This is a genomic window from Gallaecimonas aegicerasi (genome assembly GCF_045291545.1).
Taxonomy (GTDB): domain Bacteria; phylum Pseudomonadota; class Gammaproteobacteria; order Enterobacterales; family Gallaecimonadaceae; genus Gallaecimonas.
This window is the reverse complement of the sequence record NZ_CP149514.1, coordinates 2,592,315-2,609,340: the sequence shown is the minus strand read 5'-3', so window position 1 is coordinate 2,609,340 and position 17,026 is coordinate 2,592,315. Positions and strand designations below refer to the sequence as shown.

The 17,026-nt window shown below is 59.1% G+C and carries 17 protein-coding genes; 9 read left to right on the top strand and 8 right to left on the bottom strand.

Going from position 1 to position 17,026, the window contains the following annotated elements:
* Positions 1-20 precede the first annotated feature (20 nt).
* From WDB70_RS12825 to WDB70_RS12810, 4 genes are all read left to right on the top strand, one after another.
* Positions 21-989 carry a DUF4382 domain-containing protein gene (locus WDB70_RS12825; RefSeq protein WP_406664951.1) on the top strand — a complete coding sequence of 323 codons (969 nt, stop codon included), beginning with the start codon at positions 21-23 and terminating at the stop codon, positions 987-989.
* Positions 990-1,134: 145 nt separating this feature from the next.
* On the top strand, positions 1,135-2,265 hold the full coding sequence (locus tag WDB70_RS12820; protein ID WP_406664950.1) for an RsmB/NOP family class I SAM-dependent RNA methyltransferase: 1,131 nt from the start codon (positions 1,135-1,137) through the stop codon (positions 2,263-2,265).
* A 158-nt stretch (positions 2,266-2,423) separates the two neighbouring features.
* The gene (locus WDB70_RS12815) at positions 2,424-3,605 is read left to right on the top strand and encodes an MFS transporter (protein WP_406664948.1); all 1,182 of its coding nucleotides are present in this window, start codon (positions 2,424-2,426) and stop codon (positions 3,603-3,605) included.
* A 172-nt stretch (positions 3,606-3,777) separates the two neighbouring features.
* Complete coding sequence (locus tag WDB70_RS12810) at positions 3,778-4,515, top strand: head GIN domain-containing protein (RefSeq protein WP_406664946.1); 738 nt, start codon at positions 3,778-3,780, stop codon at positions 4,513-4,515.
* 3 nt (positions 4,516-4,518) lie between these two features.
* On the opposite strand, the gene WDB70_RS12805 is transcribed toward WDB70_RS12810, so the two are convergent.
* Positions 4,519-4,944 (bottom strand): YybH family protein, encoded by a 426-nt coding sequence (locus tag WDB70_RS12805; RefSeq protein ID WP_406664944.1) that lies wholly within the window; start codon positions 4,942-4,944, stop codon positions 4,519-4,521.
* 63 nt (positions 4,945-5,007) lie between these two features.
* Between WDB70_RS12805 and WDB70_RS12800 the strand changes: the two genes are divergently transcribed.
* On the top strand, positions 5,008-5,469 hold the full coding sequence (locus tag WDB70_RS12800) for a CopD family protein (RefSeq protein WP_406664942.1): 462 nt from the start codon (positions 5,008-5,010) through the stop codon (positions 5,467-5,469).
* Positions 5,466-7,481 carry a hypothetical protein gene (locus WDB70_RS12795; RefSeq protein WP_406664940.1) on the top strand — a complete coding sequence of 672 codons (2,016 nt, stop codon included), beginning with the start codon at positions 5,466-5,468 and terminating at the stop codon, positions 7,479-7,481. The genes WDB70_RS12800 and WDB70_RS12795 overlap by 4 nt, the downstream gene beginning before the upstream one ends.
* Positions 7,482-7,485: 4 nt before the next feature.
* Here WDB70_RS12795 and WDB70_RS12790 read toward each other — a convergent pair whose 3' ends face one another.
* The 5 genes from WDB70_RS12790 to WDB70_RS12770 all read right to left on the bottom strand — a co-directional run bounded on the left by WDB70_RS12790 (position 7,486) and on the right by WDB70_RS12770 (position 12,737).
* Positions 7,486-8,394 carry a M14 family metallocarboxypeptidase gene (locus WDB70_RS12790; protein WP_406664938.1) on the bottom strand — a complete coding sequence of 303 codons (909 nt, stop codon included), beginning with the start codon at positions 8,392-8,394 and terminating at the stop codon, positions 7,486-7,488.
* Positions 8,395-8,449: 55 nt separating this feature from the next.
* Positions 8,450-8,752 carry a hypothetical protein gene (locus WDB70_RS12785; RefSeq protein ID WP_406664936.1) on the bottom strand — a complete coding sequence of 101 codons (303 nt, stop codon included), beginning with the start codon at positions 8,750-8,752 and terminating at the stop codon, positions 8,450-8,452.
* 75 nt (positions 8,753-8,827) lie between these two features.
* Positions 8,828-10,360 carry a histidine ammonia-lyase gene (gene hutH, locus WDB70_RS12780; RefSeq protein ID WP_406664934.1) on the bottom strand — a complete coding sequence of 511 codons (1,533 nt, stop codon included), beginning with the start codon at positions 10,358-10,360 and terminating at the stop codon, positions 8,828-8,830.
* Complete coding sequence (gene hutU, locus WDB70_RS12775; protein WP_406664932.1) at positions 10,360-12,030, bottom strand: urocanate hydratase; 1,671 nt, start codon at positions 12,028-12,030, stop codon at positions 10,360-10,362. Before hutU ends, hutH begins: the two co-directional genes overlap by 1 nt.
* The gene (locus tag WDB70_RS12770) at positions 12,027-12,737 is read right to left on the bottom strand and encodes a UTRA domain-containing protein (RefSeq protein ID WP_406664930.1); all 711 of its coding nucleotides are present in this window, start codon (positions 12,735-12,737) and stop codon (positions 12,027-12,029) included. Before WDB70_RS12770 ends, hutU begins: the two co-directional genes overlap by 4 nt.
* A 73-nt stretch (positions 12,738-12,810) precedes the next feature.
* On the opposite strand from WDB70_RS12770, the gene hutI reads away from it, so the two are divergent.
* Positions 12,811-14,034 (top strand): imidazolonepropionase, encoded by a 1,224-nt coding sequence (gene hutI, locus WDB70_RS12765; RefSeq protein ID WP_406664928.1) that lies wholly within the window; start codon positions 12,811-12,813, stop codon positions 14,032-14,034.
* Positions 14,035-14,060: 26 nt separating this feature from the next.
* Here hutI and WDB70_RS12760 read toward each other — a convergent pair whose 3' ends face one another.
* Positions 14,061-14,678 carry a LysE family translocator gene (locus WDB70_RS12760; protein WP_406664926.1) on the bottom strand — a complete coding sequence of 206 codons (618 nt, stop codon included), beginning with the start codon at positions 14,676-14,678 and terminating at the stop codon, positions 14,061-14,063.
* A 158-nt stretch (positions 14,679-14,836) separates the two neighbouring features.
* Between WDB70_RS12760 and WDB70_RS12755 the strand changes: the two genes are divergently transcribed.
* Positions 14,837-15,187 (top strand): hypothetical protein, encoded by a 351-nt coding sequence (locus WDB70_RS12755; protein WP_406664924.1) that lies wholly within the window; start codon positions 14,837-14,839, stop codon positions 15,185-15,187.
* On the opposite strand, the gene WDB70_RS12750 is transcribed toward WDB70_RS12755, so the two are convergent.
* Complete coding sequence (locus WDB70_RS12750; RefSeq protein ID WP_406664922.1) at positions 15,156-16,025, bottom strand: DMT family transporter; 870 nt, start codon at positions 16,023-16,025, stop codon at positions 15,156-15,158. The genes WDB70_RS12755 and WDB70_RS12750 overlap by 32 nt on opposite strands.
* Before the next feature lie 73 nt (positions 16,026-16,098).
* On the opposite strand from WDB70_RS12750, the gene WDB70_RS12745 reads away from it, so the two are divergent.
* The gene (locus WDB70_RS12745) at positions 16,099-17,022 is read left to right on the top strand and encodes a LysR family transcriptional regulator (protein WP_406664920.1); all 924 of its coding nucleotides are present in this window, start codon (positions 16,099-16,101) and stop codon (positions 17,020-17,022) included.
* The last annotated feature ends 4 nt before the right edge of the window (positions 17,023-17,026 follow it).

Genomic DNA, 17,026 nt, shown 5'->3' with positions numbered 1-17,026 from the left:
AACATAAAAGAGGTAAGCACATGAAATCCAAATTGCTTATGCCGCTGTGCGCAGCCATGGCCCTGACAGGGTGTGGTGGCAGCAGTAGTGACACACCGCAGGTGCAAGGTGCCAACCTGTCCATCGCTATCGGCGATGCCCCTGTGGATAACGCCAGTAAAGTGGTAGTAACGGTGAAAAGCCTGACCCTGAAACGGGCTGACGGTGGTGCTGATGTGGTACTGCCGGTGACAGACAGCACTGGCCAGCCATTGCAGCTGAATTTGCTGGACTATCAAGGTGGCACAACCTACCTGGCCCTTGATGGCGCCACTATTCCGGCTGCCAATTACAGTGACATCATTCTCAACATCGACGACACCAGCAGCAGCGCCAGCTTTGTTGATGCCAATGGTGGTACTTACGATCTGAAAGTGCCATCCGACACCCTGAAAATCGGCGGCTTTGATGCCAGTGCGGGCGGGCAGCTGGCATTTACCATCGACTTCAACCTGCGCAAAGCCATGACCTATAACCCAGGCCCGCAGCGTTATATTCTCAAGCCCCGTGGCGTATCACTGAAAAACACCGCGGTGCTGGGGCAAATTGGCGGTACCGTAGCCGCCAACCTGGCTACCAGCTGTAATACCGGCACTGACAGCAGTAACTATGGCTTTGTGTACCTGTATAGCGGCCATGGGCTGACTAACCTGGCAGATGATTTTGATACCGGTGCCAGTGGTGTACCCAGCGATGCTACCGCGCCGGTGGCCTCGGTGGCGGTAACGTTGGCAGATGATGGCAACCCGGCCACAACAGACCCTTACACCTACCAGTTTGGCTTGCTGATGCCGGGCGATTACACCGTGGCCTTCTCCTGTGATGGCATCAATGATCAGCCGGAAACCTATGAAGGGCTAACTATTCCAAACCCAGCAGGGCTGAGCTATGAGCTCAACCTGACAGATGGCGGAACCCTCACTCAGGATTTCAACCCACCAGGGGTATGACCCCTTGTAAAAAGCCCGCTTTTCGCGGGCTTTTTGTTGTGTTGGCACTGCGTCGGGAGCGGCCGGGCATATTCGCTACTGGCATGCCTGACTTGTAGGCCCGGCTGCTTTGCCCTAGCATGCCCGGCCTTAGGGCGGGGGTTTTATGGTTGAACAGGAACTGATCAAGGTGTTGGCGGCAGTGCTGATTGACGGGCACCCGCTGGACAAGGCACTGAATCGGGCAGATTTTGCCACAGAGGCGGGTATTGCCATTCCGGGCGCCCAGCACCTGGTGCGCTATGCTCGCCGCTACGCAGCCTTGGCCGGCCTGGAGTGGCCTGCACGGCCAGTCGACCTACAGCAAATGCTGGCTCTGTGGGCCTATTGTGAGAAGCCCCAACTGGCACTGCCTCGTACCAAACCAGCGCCGCAGCGGCTGGCGCAGCTACAGGCGCAACCGGCTGTTTGGCACAGTTACCCTGACTGGCTATACGCACGCCTTGGCCCCGCTTTGGCAGAAGCGTTGAACCGGCCTCCCCGGCAACATTTACGCGCCAACACCCTGAAAACAGAGGGCGCCGCCTTGCGCCAGCAATTGGCCCGTGAAGGTATTGATAGCCAGCTGTTGGCTGATAACGCCCTGCTATTGCCGCATTTTGCGCCGGTGTTTCGCAGCCAGGCCTTTCATCAGGGGCTGTTTGAGCAGCAAGACATAGGCTCGCAGCAACTGGCGGCGGTGGTAGCGGCGCAGCCGGGCATGACGGTGATCGATGCTTGCGCGGGAGCCGGTGGTAAAACTCTGGCCCTGGCCGCGCAAATGCACAACAAGGGCCGACTGCTGGCGCTGGATATTGTACCGGGCAAGTTACAGGCGCTGAAAAAGCGTGCTCGCCGGGCTGGTGTACACAATCTGGAAACCCGGGTTATTGAGGGGGCGACGACCATAAAACGGCTGAAAGGCAAAGCCGATCGACTGTTGCTGGATGTGCCTTGCTCCGGCACAGGTGTATTACGGCGAAACCCTGACAGCAAGTGGCAACTGCAAGCCGATGATGTACGCAGCCTGTGCCAGACGCAGGCGCAGATCCTCGACAGCTATAGCCGTATGGTGAAAGTTGGCGGAGAGCTGGTGTATGGCACCTGCTCAGTATTGCCGGAAGAAAATCTGCAACAAGTCGAGGCGTTTCTGGCCCGTAGTCAAGGGCGTTTCAAGCTGCTCGACAGTGCCACCATCAGTCCATTGGCGGGCGACACTGACGGCTTTTTCTGGGCCCGCTTACAGCGTCAAGATTAATTTACAACTTTACGTTTTTTACGTTCTGATAACCGCCTTCAGGCCTCCTGACTTTGTCATTTTCTACTGTTAAATTGCGCGCCGTCAGAGGTTGCTGACACTGGTTGCTTTTCCCTTTTATTTCATACTTTTTTGGTGGCGTTATGCGTTCGCCTTCTATGCAACTTTTTTTGTTGCTGATGGTGGCTCTGGCTGCGGTTGGTCAGATGTCACAGACGTTATTTGTGCCTGGTCAGGGTGCCATTGCTGAGGCCTTTGGGGTTACTCCAGGGCGTACACAATTGCTGATGGCGGTTTACCTGGCCATGTATGGCGTGTCTCAGTTTGTTTATGGGCCATTGTCTGACCGTCTTGGTCGCCGGCCAGTGATCCTGACTGGTCTGGTGGTGTTTATGGCGGGGGCGGCATTGTCCTGGCAGGCGCCGAGTTTCGCGCTGCTGGTAACGGGTGCTTTTGTGCAAGGCAGCGGTGCTGGCGTGGCGGGGGTGATGGTGCGTACTGTGCCGCGAGACCGCTACCAGGGGCCGATGCTGACACAGGTCAACGGCTTGATGGGCATGGCGCTGGTGTTGTCTCCGATGCTGGCGCCGGTCATTGGTGGTGCCTTGGTGTCGCTGTTTGATTGGCGGGCCTGCTACCTGGCATTGCTGTTGCTGGGAGCGGCAGTACTGCTGTTGCAGACGTATTGCTTTGCCGAGACCAAAGCCGCCAGTGAAGGCTCGCATGGCGCCCTGTGGCTGACGTATCGTCAAACCTGGCAAAACCCTGCATTTCGCCACCACCTGTGGCCACTGCTGGCTGTTTTTTCCGGCGTGGTGGTGTTTGAAGCGGTGGCCGGTGTGTTGCTGGGCGAACGCCTGGGCTTGCCAGCCTGGCTGGTCAGCTGGCTGTATGTCTCGCCACTGCCGGCTTATGTCGGTGGCTCGTTGCTGGCCGCGCTGCTGGCACACCGCTGGCGCCATCGTCGCTTGCTGCAACTGGGCACCAGCTTGCTGCTGATTGCGGCATTGTTGCAGCTGCTGCTGGCCTGGTTACTGCCGTTATCAGCCTGGGCGTTACTACTACCCATTACTTTATATTTCCTGGCCGCAGGTGTAATTGGGCCGGTGGCTACCAGCGGTGCACTGCGGGATTGCCAGCACGGAGCCGGTACGGCTGGCGCCTTGTTGGGCGGGCTGCAGAACCTGGTAGCCGGTGCGGCAGCGGGGCTGTCTAGCCTGATCCCACAGCAAACAGCATTACCGCTTGCTGCCCTGCTGACGCTGTTTGCGGTCTTGGCCTGGTGGCAAGCACGCCGGGTAACCGACCCCATGCCCGCCATATTACCAGCCGACGCTTGATGAGCTTCGCCACGATTCTAAGGTGGCGAAGTTCGCAGCAATCTGGTTAATCACACCACAAAAGCTTCCTTGAATACTCGGCATATATAAAATAATCAATAAAATTCATTGAGTTAACTCTTTGGCACGAGGGTTGCTATTTTGTTGGTAACACTGTCTAGGAGACAACACGATGAAACCGAAACATCTGGTACTGGCCACGGCCGGTTTACTTTTGCTCAGCGCTCACTTCAGTGCTTTTGCCTGGTGGGGCAGTGATGACGTGAAAGGAAACGGCGACGTCACCACCGTTGAGCATGCGGTGTCCAGCGACGTCGATGAGGTTGAAATTGCATTGCCCGCGCAAGTGACCATTGATAATGGCAGCGGAGATATGCGCATCGAGGCGGAAAAAAACCTGATGCCTTATATCGTCGTGAAAGTCAGTGGTGATGAATTGTCTGTGCGTAGTAAACGCGGCTACGACCTTCGCCCCAGCAAGCCCATTGTTATTCACATTCACCTCAAACAGCTGGAAAAACTGTCGGCGGCTGGCAGCGGTAGCGTCAATGTGGGTGACTTTAGCGGTGAGCACCTGAAACTGGATATGGCCGGTTCAGGTAACGTCACCATGAACAGTGCCCAGTATCAGCACCTGGATGCAGACGTGGCTGGCTCTGGCTCCGTGACCATCAACAGCGGCAAGGTAGATCGCCTTAGCCTGGATATTGCTGGCAGTGGCAGCCTGCATGCCTTTGGCCTGAAAAGCCGTCGTGCGGATGTCGACATTGCCGGCAGCGGTAAAGTGCAGCTGAGCGCCAGCGACAAACTGAGCATCGATATTGCCGGCAGCGGTAATATTGAATACATCGGTTCGCCGGAGGTCAGCCCGCGGATCTTAGGTTCCGGCACGGTCACCCGCAAACAGTAAGTGTCAGTGGGCGGACGAAGTATGGTCCGCCACTATTTGCCATTTCCCATTCTTCCTTTTGGCCAGCAACAGGGTGAACAGGCCCTGGGGCTGGTCCTTTTCTCTATTAAGCTGCCAGTGCCCGAACACCAGTGCATGCTGGCCCAGTAGCTTGATATCGCGTACCTGAAAAACCAGTTGCCCCATGGCCTTGCGGTCCTGGTAGCGGGCACGATAATGGTCCAGTGTTGCCTGCCAGCCATAAGTGACTGTGCCGCCAGAGGCAAAACGTAATTGTTTGCTGTGCCAATAGGGGGCCATAAAGGCATTCAGATCGCCCCGGTTCCAGGCTGCGGCCTGGCCAGCCAGCAATTGGCTGATAGCCTGCTTGTCACCGGCCAGTGCTGGTGCACATAACAATAATCCCAGAATAAAAGTAAGGATTTTCATAAGCTTCTCAATTGCGGCTGCCGTTGCTGAGGGCTAACATGCCAGCAAAAGGATGTTAACGCCATGTATTACTACATACTCAGCCTGCACCTGCTTGGCACGATTTTACTGGCTGGCGCGGTGTTGCTGTCATTATTGGTGCTATTGCCACAGGCGCTGCGCCGTGGCGAATGGCAGCCACTGGCTGACTTTGCCATGGCCTTTGAGCGGGCCAGTTGGCCACTCTTTTTGCTGATGGCCGGCTCTGGCATTGCCTTGAGCTGGCTCAATGCCGCCAATGTTCATCAGTTGTGGGATCTCAGTACCCAGGCCGGCAAATTGCTGGCCACAAAAACCCTGGGTACGGCAATGCTGGCTGGGCTGTGGTGGGGCTGGCGTTATCGGTTAATGCCGACGCTGAAAAACCGGCGGCCACTGTGGGTTATTGCTTATCTGTCTTTGATGGCCGTTCTGGCTTTGCTGTTATCTGAAGCCGGGGTGTTGTATCTGGCAGGCTTTTTCCTCAACAACGGGCAAGGGCTATGAAATACATCTGGGGGTTACTGCTACTGCCCTGGCTGGCGTCAGCCTCGGCGGTTGATGATTTGCGTTATGCCATGGCCCATAACGCTGACCCTCAGTATCGCCAGCAATTAACCCAGTTGGTAGCTCCGGCCTTGGTTGAAGCGCGGGCAGGCAAGCAACCTTTGGTTCTGGGTGAAGTGCTGTATATCAAGGCGAACATTGAAAGCCGGGTAAAGCGCCAGTATCAGCAGTCATTACAAACACTCAAAGAAGCCGCCAGCGCCGTCAGTGGCCTGCATAGTGTGCAGGCGCTACCGGTACAAATGGATATCTGGATAGAACAAGGCTCACTGAACCAGTATCTGGGGCGCTTTGAGCAGGCCGAACAGTACTTCCAGCTTGCTCTCAACCAGGCGGAACAACGCCAGGTCGCCAAGGCGCAGGCGCGGGCATTGTTTCGGCTTGGGCAGCTGGCCTACCGGCGTGATGAAATGGTCAGTGCACTCAATTATCTGGATGAAGCTTCACTGCGTTTGTTACGCCAGCCGGATGACCAGTTACAGCTGAAAATTCTGGCCACCAAGGGGCGTATCTTCCGTGTTAACCACGCCTACGACAAAGCGCTGCGGTTCTTGCAGCAAGCACTGACACTGGCCGAAAAAATCCCTGCTGAGCGGCAGATCCCGGATCTGATGGTCGGTATCTCTGTGGTCTATGAACAAAGCGGCGAGCATGATCTGGCGCTGGTGGCGTCGTTTCATGCACTGGATTGGTATCGCAAGCAGCACCGCCTGCTGTCACAGGCAAAAGTGCTGCTCAATATTGCCAGCCTCTATCAGAGCATGCCCGATAAGCAGGCGCAGGCGCTGCAAAACCTGAACCGGGCCATTGCGATCTACCGCAAAAACAAGGTCAGTTTTTATCTGGGTACGGCGCTCAGTATGCGTGCAGAGCTGGCCAGTACCACGCAACTGGGCATTGCCGACCTGAATGAAGCCCTGAGTCTGTTTGCCAAGCGGGACGACATTTCCTCCTGGCGGGAGCGGCAAAAAGCCCATGAGCGGTTGGCCGACTTATATCAACAGTTGGGGGATAGCCCCGCCGAAGCGGCGCAATTACGCCAGGCTATGGCGCTACGGGAAAAGCTCGACAACGATGACCTCAAGGACGGCCGTCAGGCCATCAAGCGTTTGACCGAACAGGTCAACCAGGCTGACCGGCTGCGCCACAGTGAGCGGCAACGATTACTGCTGGAGCAGAACCTGACGCTCTGGCACTGGGTGGTGGTAGCCCTGGGCGCCCTGTTACTGGCGGTGTTACTGCTCAGCCTGTGGCTGTGGTTACGGCGCCAGGCGCTGCGTCAGACACTGGCGGAAAAAAGCCAGCGGCTGACTCGCCATTCATTGTCCGGGCTGGTTAACAGCCATGGCCTGGCCGATGCGCTGGGGCCGCAGCTGGAAAAGGTACAGCAAGCCTACAATTTAGCCTGGGAGCGTGGTGGCAGCGAGCCGGCGCCGTTATTACTGCTGAGCCTCAACCCGCTGTTTATCCGCTTGCTGCCCAGGCTGGCTGGTACCCATGAAAGTGGCCAGCTGCTGCGGGAATATTGCCGGCGCATTGAACAGCGCTGTGGCCACTGCCTGCAACTGGCACAGCTACAGGATCAGCACCTGTTGCTGGTACTGGAGTGGACATCGCCACAGCTGCAAACGCTATTTGAGCAACTGGCGGAACTGACCCGCCGTTTTACGCACGACCTGGGGCTCAGTGAGGATCGCATCGCGGTGGCGTTCAACTGGTTCCCCACTTTGCGCCAGCGCCACACCATGCTGCCGGTCAGCGTCTTGCAGGAAGTGCTGCGCTTTAGCTTGGCCCAGGCCAACCGCCAGCTGGATGAAACTGGCCAAAGCAGCTGGGTGTCATTGCAGGCACTGGAGCTGGCCCCAGCTAACCTACTCGACAGCGGTAACCTTTACCAGCAGTTACAGGACGCCATCGACAAGGGCCTGATCCTGCAAAAAAATGGCCACTGAGGTGCTACCGGTGCTGCTGCAAGTACGCCAGGGCACCACAGAGTGCGGCCACCTGCGCCTGGTTACAAACCGCGGCGGTGGCGCTGGGGCTATCCGGGTAAACTTCAGTAGTGCAGGTGTAAGGGGCGCCAGTGACGCTGGCACACAGGCCCAGCGTTTTCAGCGGGTAGGCAATCACGCCGGGCTGCACCACCGGTGAGCCGATGATCTGGCCATCGCTGTCGGCCGGGGCAATATGTGTGACTTTGGCTACCGCGGCAATAATGGCTTGTTGAAAGGCCGGTTGCGGCTGCGCGCTGTTATCCACCACATAAAAACCATCCGGCACGATACCGGGCTCAAATACCTTACCGTCTCGGGCTGCCAGGGCCGGGCGAAACTCGCTTTCATCGCTGTCGGTGGTTTCGTGCAGATCAATGTGCGCTAAAAAAGGCTGCGACTGGGCGGCGACCAAAGCCATCAAGGCCGCCGATTCTTCTGCCGGGCTGTCGGCAAAGAAGGAGCGGTTTGGGTCCAGTGCCTTGGGGTTCCAGCGGTTAATCACCTCATAACCCCACGGGCTGACACAAGGCACCATCAGCAAATTAAACGACTTGGCGTAGTCCAGAGCGTGCTCGCGGGCAAACTGTAGAGCACCTTGCACGCCACTGGTTTCATAACCGTGGATACCACCGGTGATAAGCACCAACGGCTTATCGGGCTGCCAGTTGGGGGTTTGCAGTGCCAGTAACGGGTAGCGGCCAGGGGTATAGCTGAGTTCGCCATACTGCACACGCGCCAGTGCTGCCGGCAAGGCGGTAATGGCGTCCACTACTTCTTGCTGGTAGCTGCGCTGAATAGTCTGTTTGGCCAGCCATTGCGCTTTTTCTGTTTCACCCCAGGGTTGCCCGGGAGTGCCGATGGGATAGGTCATGATTTGTTCGCCTCAACTCGCCAGGGCACACCATAGCAAATAACCCCCGGCGGTTTTAGCGGCTAAGCATAGGGCTTAACAACAACGCGTTGATCAGAAAGTGAATAATGCCGGTGATAATGCACAGTTTCAGCATACCCTGATGGGATTCATAAGAAGGGCCTACCAGCACCATATATAGCCCCAAAAATGGCAAAAACGGGCCGATAACCGGTAGGTCTGTCAACAGGGTCAGTAAGGTGGATACCGTAGCCGCCAGCAGCAGTTTTTTCGGCTCCCGGGGTAGGTTCAGTATCACCGCCACCACAAACAAAATGGCGGTGATGATCAGGATATTGGCAATAAACAGCAGCAACATGGCAAGCCTCCACAGCGCTTTGATAATGCCACTGCCTGGCAATATGCAAAAGGCCCCCTTCGGGGCCTGTTGTTTTTAGAGGCTGGGTAGTAACCCGTTGGGGGCCAAGGGGTTTAATACGGCACTGGCCAGCAGTTGGTCGGCCGCTTCGATATCTGCCGCCATGTAGCGGTCCTGGTCGTAAAACGGTACCTGAGCACGCAACGTTGCCTTGGCACTTTCGATGGCCGGGGCTGCCTTTAACGGCGCCCGGAAATCCAGGCCCTGGCAGCTTGCCAGGTATTCCACGGCCAGCACGCCACGGGTATTGGCGGCCATGTCGGCCAGCCGCCGGGCCGCGAAGGTAGCCATAGACACATGGTCTTCCTGGTTGGCGCTGGTAGGCAGGCTGTCGACCGACGCCGGGTGCGCCAGCGATTTGTTTTCAGAAGCCAGTGCGGCGGCAGTCACCTGGGCAATCATAAAGCCCGAATTCACCCCACCGTTGTTGACCAAAAAGGCTGGCAGGCCAGACAAGTGCTTGTCGATCAGCAGTGCCATCCGCCGCTCTGATAGGGCGCCGATTTCACTGATCGCCAGCGCCAGGTTATCGGCGGCCATGGCCACCGGCTCGGCGTGGAAATTACCGCCGCTGATGATGTCGTCATCCTCGGCAAAGACCAGCGGGTTGTCGGTAACGCCGTTGGCTTCGGCATGCAGCACCTCGGCGGCCTGACGGATCTGGGTCAGGCAGGCGCCCATTACCTGTGGTTGGCAGCGCAGGCTATAAGGGTCTTGCACTTTGTCACAGTTGGCATGTGATGCGCCCACTTCGGAGGTCGCCCCCAGCAAGTGGCGATACAGAGCGGCGGCATCGATTTGCCCTTGTTGCCCGCGCACGGCATGGATGCGGGGGTCGAAGGGGCGCCGTGAACCGAGCGCGGCTTCAACACTGGTGGCGCCAACCACGGCGCCAGCCACAAACAGATCTTCGGCGGCAAACAGTCCTTGCAGGGCAAAAGCGGTGGACGCCTGGGTGCCGTTCAGCAGCGCCAGGCCTTCTTTGGCGGCCAGGGTCAGTGGCTGCATGCCGGCGAGTTTCAGGCCGTCGCGGGCGCTGAGTTTTTCGCCCTTGTGCAACACCTCGCCTTCGCCTATTAGCGGGCAGACCATGTGCGACAGCGGCGCCAGATCACCGGAAGCGCCCACGGAACCCTTTTTCGGGATACAGGGGTAAACCTCGGCGTTGATCAGCGCCATTAAGCCTTCCAGTACCTGCCGGCGAATGCCGGAGTAGCCGCGAGCCAGGGAGTTGAGTTTCAACACCATCAACAGCCGTACGGTGTCTTCGCTCATCAGCTCGCCAATGCCGGCCGCGTGCGACAGCACAATGCGCCGTTGCAGCTCTTCGAGCTCGTGGCGGGCAATGCGGGTATTGGCCAGCAAGCCAAAACCGGTGTTGATGCCATAGACAGTACGGTCTTCTTCGATGACTTTTTGTACCTGGGCGGCGCTGGCGTCAATGGCCGGCCAGGCACTGTCGGCCAGGCTTACCTGCACCGGGCCGCGCGCCACTTGCCGCAAGGTGGCCAGGCTGAGTTGGCCGGGGGTCAGAACGAGCTTAAACATCAGTTGTTCTCCAGCATTGGCAGATCCAGGCCCTGTTCACGGGCGCAGTCTTTGGCAATGTCGTAACCGGCATCGGCATGGCGCATCACGCCGGTGCCTGGGTCATTCCAGAGCACCCGGCCGAGGCGTTTTTCAGCGGCCTCGGTGCCGTCTGCCACAATCACCACCCCGGCGTGCTGGCTAAAGCCCATGCCAACGCCGCCGCCGTGGTGCAGTGATACCCAGGTGGCGCCACCGGCAGTGTTCAATAAAGCATTGAGCAGCGGCCAGTCAGACACGGCGTCAGAGCCGTCCATCATCGCTTCGGTTTCACGGTTCGGGCTGGCTACGGAGCCGCTGTCGAGGTGGTCACGGCCAATCACTACCGGCGCGCTCAGCTCACCACTTTTAACCATGTCGTTAAAGGCTTTGGCGAGGCGGGCACGGTCTTTCAAACCCACCCAGCAAATGCGTGCCGGCAGGCCCTGGAAGCTGATGCGCTCGCGGGCCATGTCCAGCCAGTTGTGCAGGTGCGGGTCATCCGGGATCAGCTCTTTAACCTTGGCGTCGGTTTTGTAGATGTCTTGCGGGTCACCACTGAGCGCCGCCCAACGGAACGGGCCAATACCCTGACAGAACAGCGGGCGAATGTAAGCCGGCACAAAACCGGGGAAGTCAAAAGCGTTGGCGACGCCTTCTTCAAAGGCCATCTGGCGAATGTTGTTGCCATAATCGAGGGTGGCCGCGCCGTTGGCTTGCAGCGCCAGCATGGCTTTAACCTGCACCGCCATGGATTGCTTGGCTGCTTTAACCACTGCCGCTTCGTCTTTTTGCCGCATCTGGGCGGCCTGGGCCAGAGTCCAGCCTTGCGGCAGGTAGCCATTGAGCGGGTCGTGGGCGGAGGTCTGGTCGGTGACCACATCCGGGGTGATACCACGGGCCACCAGCTCACTGAAGACATCAGCGGCGTTACCCAGCAGACCTACCGACACCGCTTCACCGGCGGTCTTGGCGGCCTCAATCATGGCCAGGGCGTCGTCCAGGCTGGTGGCTTTTTTGTCGACGTAGCGGGTACGCAGACGAAAATCGATACGGCTTTCATCGCATTCCACGGCCAGCATGGAAAAACCCGCCATGGTGGCTGCCAGCGGCTGGGCACCACCCATACCGCCGAGGCCACCAGTCAGTACCCACTTACCGCTGGCATCGCCAGCGAAGTGCTGCTTGGCAACGGCCACGAAGGTTTCGTAGGTGCCTTGCACAATGCCTTGTGAGCCGATGTAAATCCACGAGCCGGCGGTCATCTGGCCGTACATCATCAGGCCTTTTTTATCCAACTCGTTGAAGTGTTCCCAGTTGGCCCAATGGGGCACCAGGTTGGAGTTGGCAATCAGCACCCGCGGCGCGTCGCTGTGGGTTTTGAATACGCCTACCGGCTTGCCGGACTGCACCAGCAGGGTTTCGTCGTCTTCCAGGCGCTGCAGCACCTCAACGATCTTGTCGAAACACTCCCAGTTGCGGGCGGCGCGGCCGATGCCGCCGTACACCACCAGCGCTTGCGGGTGTTCGGCAACGTCCGGGTCCAGGTTGTTCATCAGCATCCGCAGAGCGGCTTCGGTCAGCCAGCTTTTGCAGCGCAACTGGCTGCCGTGCGGGGCGCGAATATGGCGGCTTTCATCTAAACGGTTCATAAGGTCTCCCCCAACGTCATGGGCACTTGGCCCCCCAGCCGGTAGTGGCTGGGATGATAAAGACGAGCCAGGCTGACAATGCCCTGGCGGGCGCGGGTCAGCCGGGTCAGTTTCAGTAGCGGGCTGTTTGGCGCAACCTGCAGGTGTTTGGCGTGGCTGTCGTCAGCGGCTACCGCTTCTACCCAGTGGTGAGCAGCGGTCAGCGGTGCGACGGCACTTAAATATTCATGAGGTGTATGGCGGCTGAAATCCTGGGCCAGGTAATCTGGCACCAGCGCCAGATTGACGTAACGCAGCTCCAGTTGCAGTGGAGCATCACCGTCGCTGTGCAGAATGCGTGACAGGCCAATGCAGCTGGCCACCGGAACGGCCAGTAGCCTTGCCACATCGGCCGGGCAAGGCTGGGTGCCCAGGCTCAGTACCCGCGCCTGATGCTGGCCGCCGCGTTCGCTGATCTCATCAGCAATATTACGAATGGTTAGTAGCGCACTCTGCGCCTTGAGCTCTGCCACAAAGGTGCCCTGGCCCTGGCGCCGTTCCAGCATGCCGGAGGCGACCAGCTCACTCAGGGCCCGCCGGGCGGTCATCCGCGACACACCAAATTGCTCGGCCAGCTGGTTTTCCGAGGGTACTGCATCGCCGGGGCTGAGGTCGCCGTCATCAATGCTGTCGAGCAGCCAGCGGCGAATAGGTTCAAACTTGCTCATGGCAGAAAAGGGCTTGTTGCACATGGCGACAATGTGGCACAGTCAGGTTGTATATACAAGCTGTGAGGAAGTGATGTCGGCGAACTGGGATTGGGTCATTGTTAACGTCAATCTGGCCACCATGGGGCCAGCTGGGCACCTGCCGGCGGCGGCGCTGGCGGTCAGTGATGGCCGCATTGCCTGGCTTGGTAAACAAACGGAATTACCGGCGCTGGACCCACTGCTGCCGGTCATCGACGGCCAGGGTGGCTGGCTGTTACCGGGTTTTGTCGATTGCCATACCCACCTGGTGTACGGCGGCAGCCGTGCCCGCGAGTTTGCCCTGCGCCTTGAAGGCGCCAGCTATGAAGACATCGCCCGTGCCGGTGGCGGCATCATGAGCACAGTGCGCGCCACCCGCGAGGAAAGCGCCGAGCAGCTGTATCACAGTGGCCGCGCCCGCTTGCGGGCGCTGCTGGATGAAGGTGTGACCACGGTAGAAATCAAGTCCGGTTATGGGCTGGAGCTGGCCAGCGAACAAAAATGCCTGGAAGTGGCGCGGCTGTTGGGTGAACACATGCCGCAGCGTATTCGCACCACTTTTCTTGGCGCTCATGCGGTGCCGGCAGAATATCAGGACGACCCGGACGCCTATATCGATCGGGTATGCAGCGAGATGCTACCGGCCATAGCCAGGGCAGGGCTGGCCGACGCCGTGGATGCCTTTTGTGAAGGCGTAGGCTTTTCACTGGCGCAAACCCGTAAGGTGTTTGATGCCGCCAGGGCCCATGGCCTGCCGGTAAAACTGCACGCCGAGCAGCTGTCGAACCTGGGTGGGTCGGCCATGGCGGCTCAGTATCAGGCCCTGTCGGTGGACCACCTCGAATACCTGGACGAAGCCGGTATCAAGGCCATCAAAGCCAGTGGTACCACCGCGGTATTGCTGCCCGGAGCTTTTTACTTCCTGCGTGAAACCAAGCTGCCGCCTATCGCACTGTTGCGCCAATATGGCGTACCCATGGCCATTGCTACCGACCTAAACCCCGGCACCTCGCCGCTGAGTTCCCTGCTGCTGATGCTGAACATGGCCTGCACGCTGTTCCGCCTGACCCCCGATGAAGCCTTGCTGGGCGTTACCTTAAACGGCGCCAAAGCGTTGGGCCTGGAGGCTGAGATCGGCAGTTTGGCCGTGGGTAAAAAAGCCGACCTGGCACTATGGGATATCAGCGAACCTGCCGAACTTTGCTACCAGTTCGGGGTGCGGCCACTGCGCCAGCTCTGGGTGGAAGGCAAAGAAGTCAGTGGCCTGCGCCGGTAAGAAAAAAGGCCGCGAAAGCGGCTTTTTTACTCCAATGCCAGCCACACCCCGACGGCCATCATCAGGGTGCCGGCGATACGGTTCACCAGTGTCAGGTTGCGGCCCCGGCTGAAAAAACGCCCCAGTTGTTTGCCGCCGCTGGCGTAGAGCAGCAGGCTGACCAGTTCGGTGCAGAGGATCATCCCTACCAGCAGTGCCAGTTGCCCGGTCAGCGGGCGGCTGGTGTCAATGAAGGGGGGCAGCAGCGACACCATAAAGGCCCAGCCTTTGGGGTTGGCGACGGCGGTCACAAAACCTTGTACCGCCAGTGCCCGGCGGCCTACGCTGCGCGGGGCGTCGTCCGGGCGTAGGGCCAGGCGGCCACGGGAGCGCCACATCTGCACGCCCAGATACAGTAGATAGGCACCGCCCAAATACTTACCGATGTGAAACACCAGTGGGTAGTTGAGCATGATGGCGGCCACCCCGACTACAGCCGATACCGCTACCACCGCCACGCCCAGCAGTTCACCGGCCATCATCCAGGCGGTGCGGCGTACGCCCACGGTCATCCCCAGCGTCATGGCCAGGGTCATGCACATGCCGGGGGTGATCGACACAAAAAAGAAGGTAGTGAGAAAAACCAGTAAAACGTGGGTATCCACAACGGCATCCGGGCAATCAGGGTGCTTTACCTTAAAGCGCCTTGGCCAGGTGCTCAAGCGCCTGTGAGACTGGTCACAGCCCGAAGCCGATGAGCTGCAGGGATTGGCCGCTTTTGGTAAAAGGGGCACAAGGATTGCCCCTCAGGTAAGGATCACTAATGACAACAAGCCGCTGGTTTTATCTTTTTGCTGGCCTGGATGCGCTCTTTCTGGCCGGTCGTTTTGCTGTTGGTGGCGTACCACTGGCCGCGCTCAGTGTGTCGGCGGCGGTGTTGGCGGTACTGGTGCTGTTTCGTTTTGGTAAGGTTAAAACCCCCTTGCGGGTGGCCGTGATGGCCATCGCCGCCGGCGCCCAGCTGGCGCAGCTCCTGATCATGGTGACCGGCCACAACCATGACCTACGCTTTCAGCTGGCAGATATGGTGCTTATCATTGCCGCCATTGTGTTAGCCAGAAAGCGCCTGCGGGAGCCGCCTGTTAACGCTGGTGGCGAGCGCCAAGCTGGTTAATGGCCACAGCCGAGAGGATCACCGCCAGCGCCAGCCAGGTGGTATGGGCCAGCTGTTCATGGTTCAGGGTGGCGGCCAGGATCACCCCTACCAGCGGCACCAGATAGTTCGACAGTGACGCGAACACTGGCCCGGCATGGCGGATCAGTACCATGTACAGGAAGTACACTACCCCGGCACACATCACGCCCAGATAGAGTACCGAGCCAAAGGCGGCTGCCGTTGGTGTGAAGCTGCCCAGCGGCGCTGCGATCAGCGCCACCACCAATAGCTGGCTGCTGGCGGCAATCAACACATTGCGGGCCACAATCAGCGGCTCTTCGCTGTCCAGGCGTTTGAGCAGCAGCAAGGCCAGTGCAAAGCAGGCGGCCGCCGCGATGATCGCCAATGAGCCCAAGAGCCCGGCATTGACGCCTTCGCCCAGTTGCGGTGCAAACAGCACCAGCAGCCCGGCAAACCCCACCAACACCGACAACAGGCCCCAGCCGCTGATGCGGCTGCCCTTGATCAGCAGCGGGCTTAACAGCACCGCAAAAAACGGGATGGTGCCCATCAAAATGGCGGCGACAGCGGTATTAAGATATTGCTGGCCCCAGGCGACGGCCACAAAGGGCAAGGTGGCTTCTAAAAAGCCAATCAGGTGGTATTGGCGCCATTGCTTACGGCTGGCTTTGAGACCCAGTGCGCGGCATAGCACCAGCAGTGTCAGGCAACCTACCAGCGCCCGGCCAGCGCCCACCCACACCGGTGGCAGCGCTGCTACCGCTTGCTGCTGGAACAAAAACTGCGAGCCCCAGATAAGCCCAACCCCCAGTAAGAACAGATAATTTTTCAGCATGACCCCTCCGGCGAATGGCGGCCATTCTAGGCAAGGGGCTAACATGGTAAAAATGAATTATCTGCATTAACCCATGGCTAATTTCGATATGAGCAAGCTCGATTTGAATCTGCTGAAGGTGTTTGACGCGCTGATGCGCCACCGTTCGGTATCGGCGGCGGCCCGTGAACTGCATTTGTCGCAGTCAACGGTGTCCCATGCCCTCAGCCGCTGCCGCCAGCAACTGGCCGACCCGTTGTTTGTATCGGGCCGCCAGGCCATGGAACCCACCCCCCGCGCCCTGGCGCTGGCACCCGCTTTTGCTCAGGCGCTGGCCACCATTGACGATGCCATCAGCCAAAGCACCGGCTTTGATGCCGCCAACAGTCAGCGCCGCTTCACGCTGGCGGTCGGCAGTTATTTTGAAATGGTGCTGTTGCCGCCGCTGATGGCTGCTGTCATGGCACAGGCGCCCGGTGTCAGCTTGCGGTTACAGGTACTGGGCGCTTCTGATTATGAGCGCGAGCTGGAGCAGGGTGAGCTGGATCTGGTGGTGGGGTTTACCGAGCCGGCGCATTTGTCGCCACGGCTGAGCCAGCAGCAGCTGGCCAGTGCCTCGGTGAGCCTGCTATCCGGGCAGCCGCTACCGGAAGTGCCAACGCCAGCGGAGGTGGCGGCGCTACCTTACATTTACCCGTCCGATTGGGGGCATAGCCAGTTGCTGCTGGATAACTGGCTGGCTGGAGCCGGTTTGGCGCGGCAAATTCGCTTGCAGGTGGCGGATTTTCAGGCCCTGCCGGGCGTGTTGCAACAAACGCCGCTGGCCGTGGTGCTGCCCTCGGCGGTGGCCAACCTGTATGCCCGGCAGTATGGCCTACAGCAGCGGCTGCTGGCCGACCCGGCGCTGCGCTTTAATCAGGTGCTGGCCTGGCACCCACGCTTTGCTTTGGAGCCAGGGCTGCTATGGCTGAAAGAGCTGATCATTGACAGCAGCCAGCAACAACAACCGGCCAACTAACCTG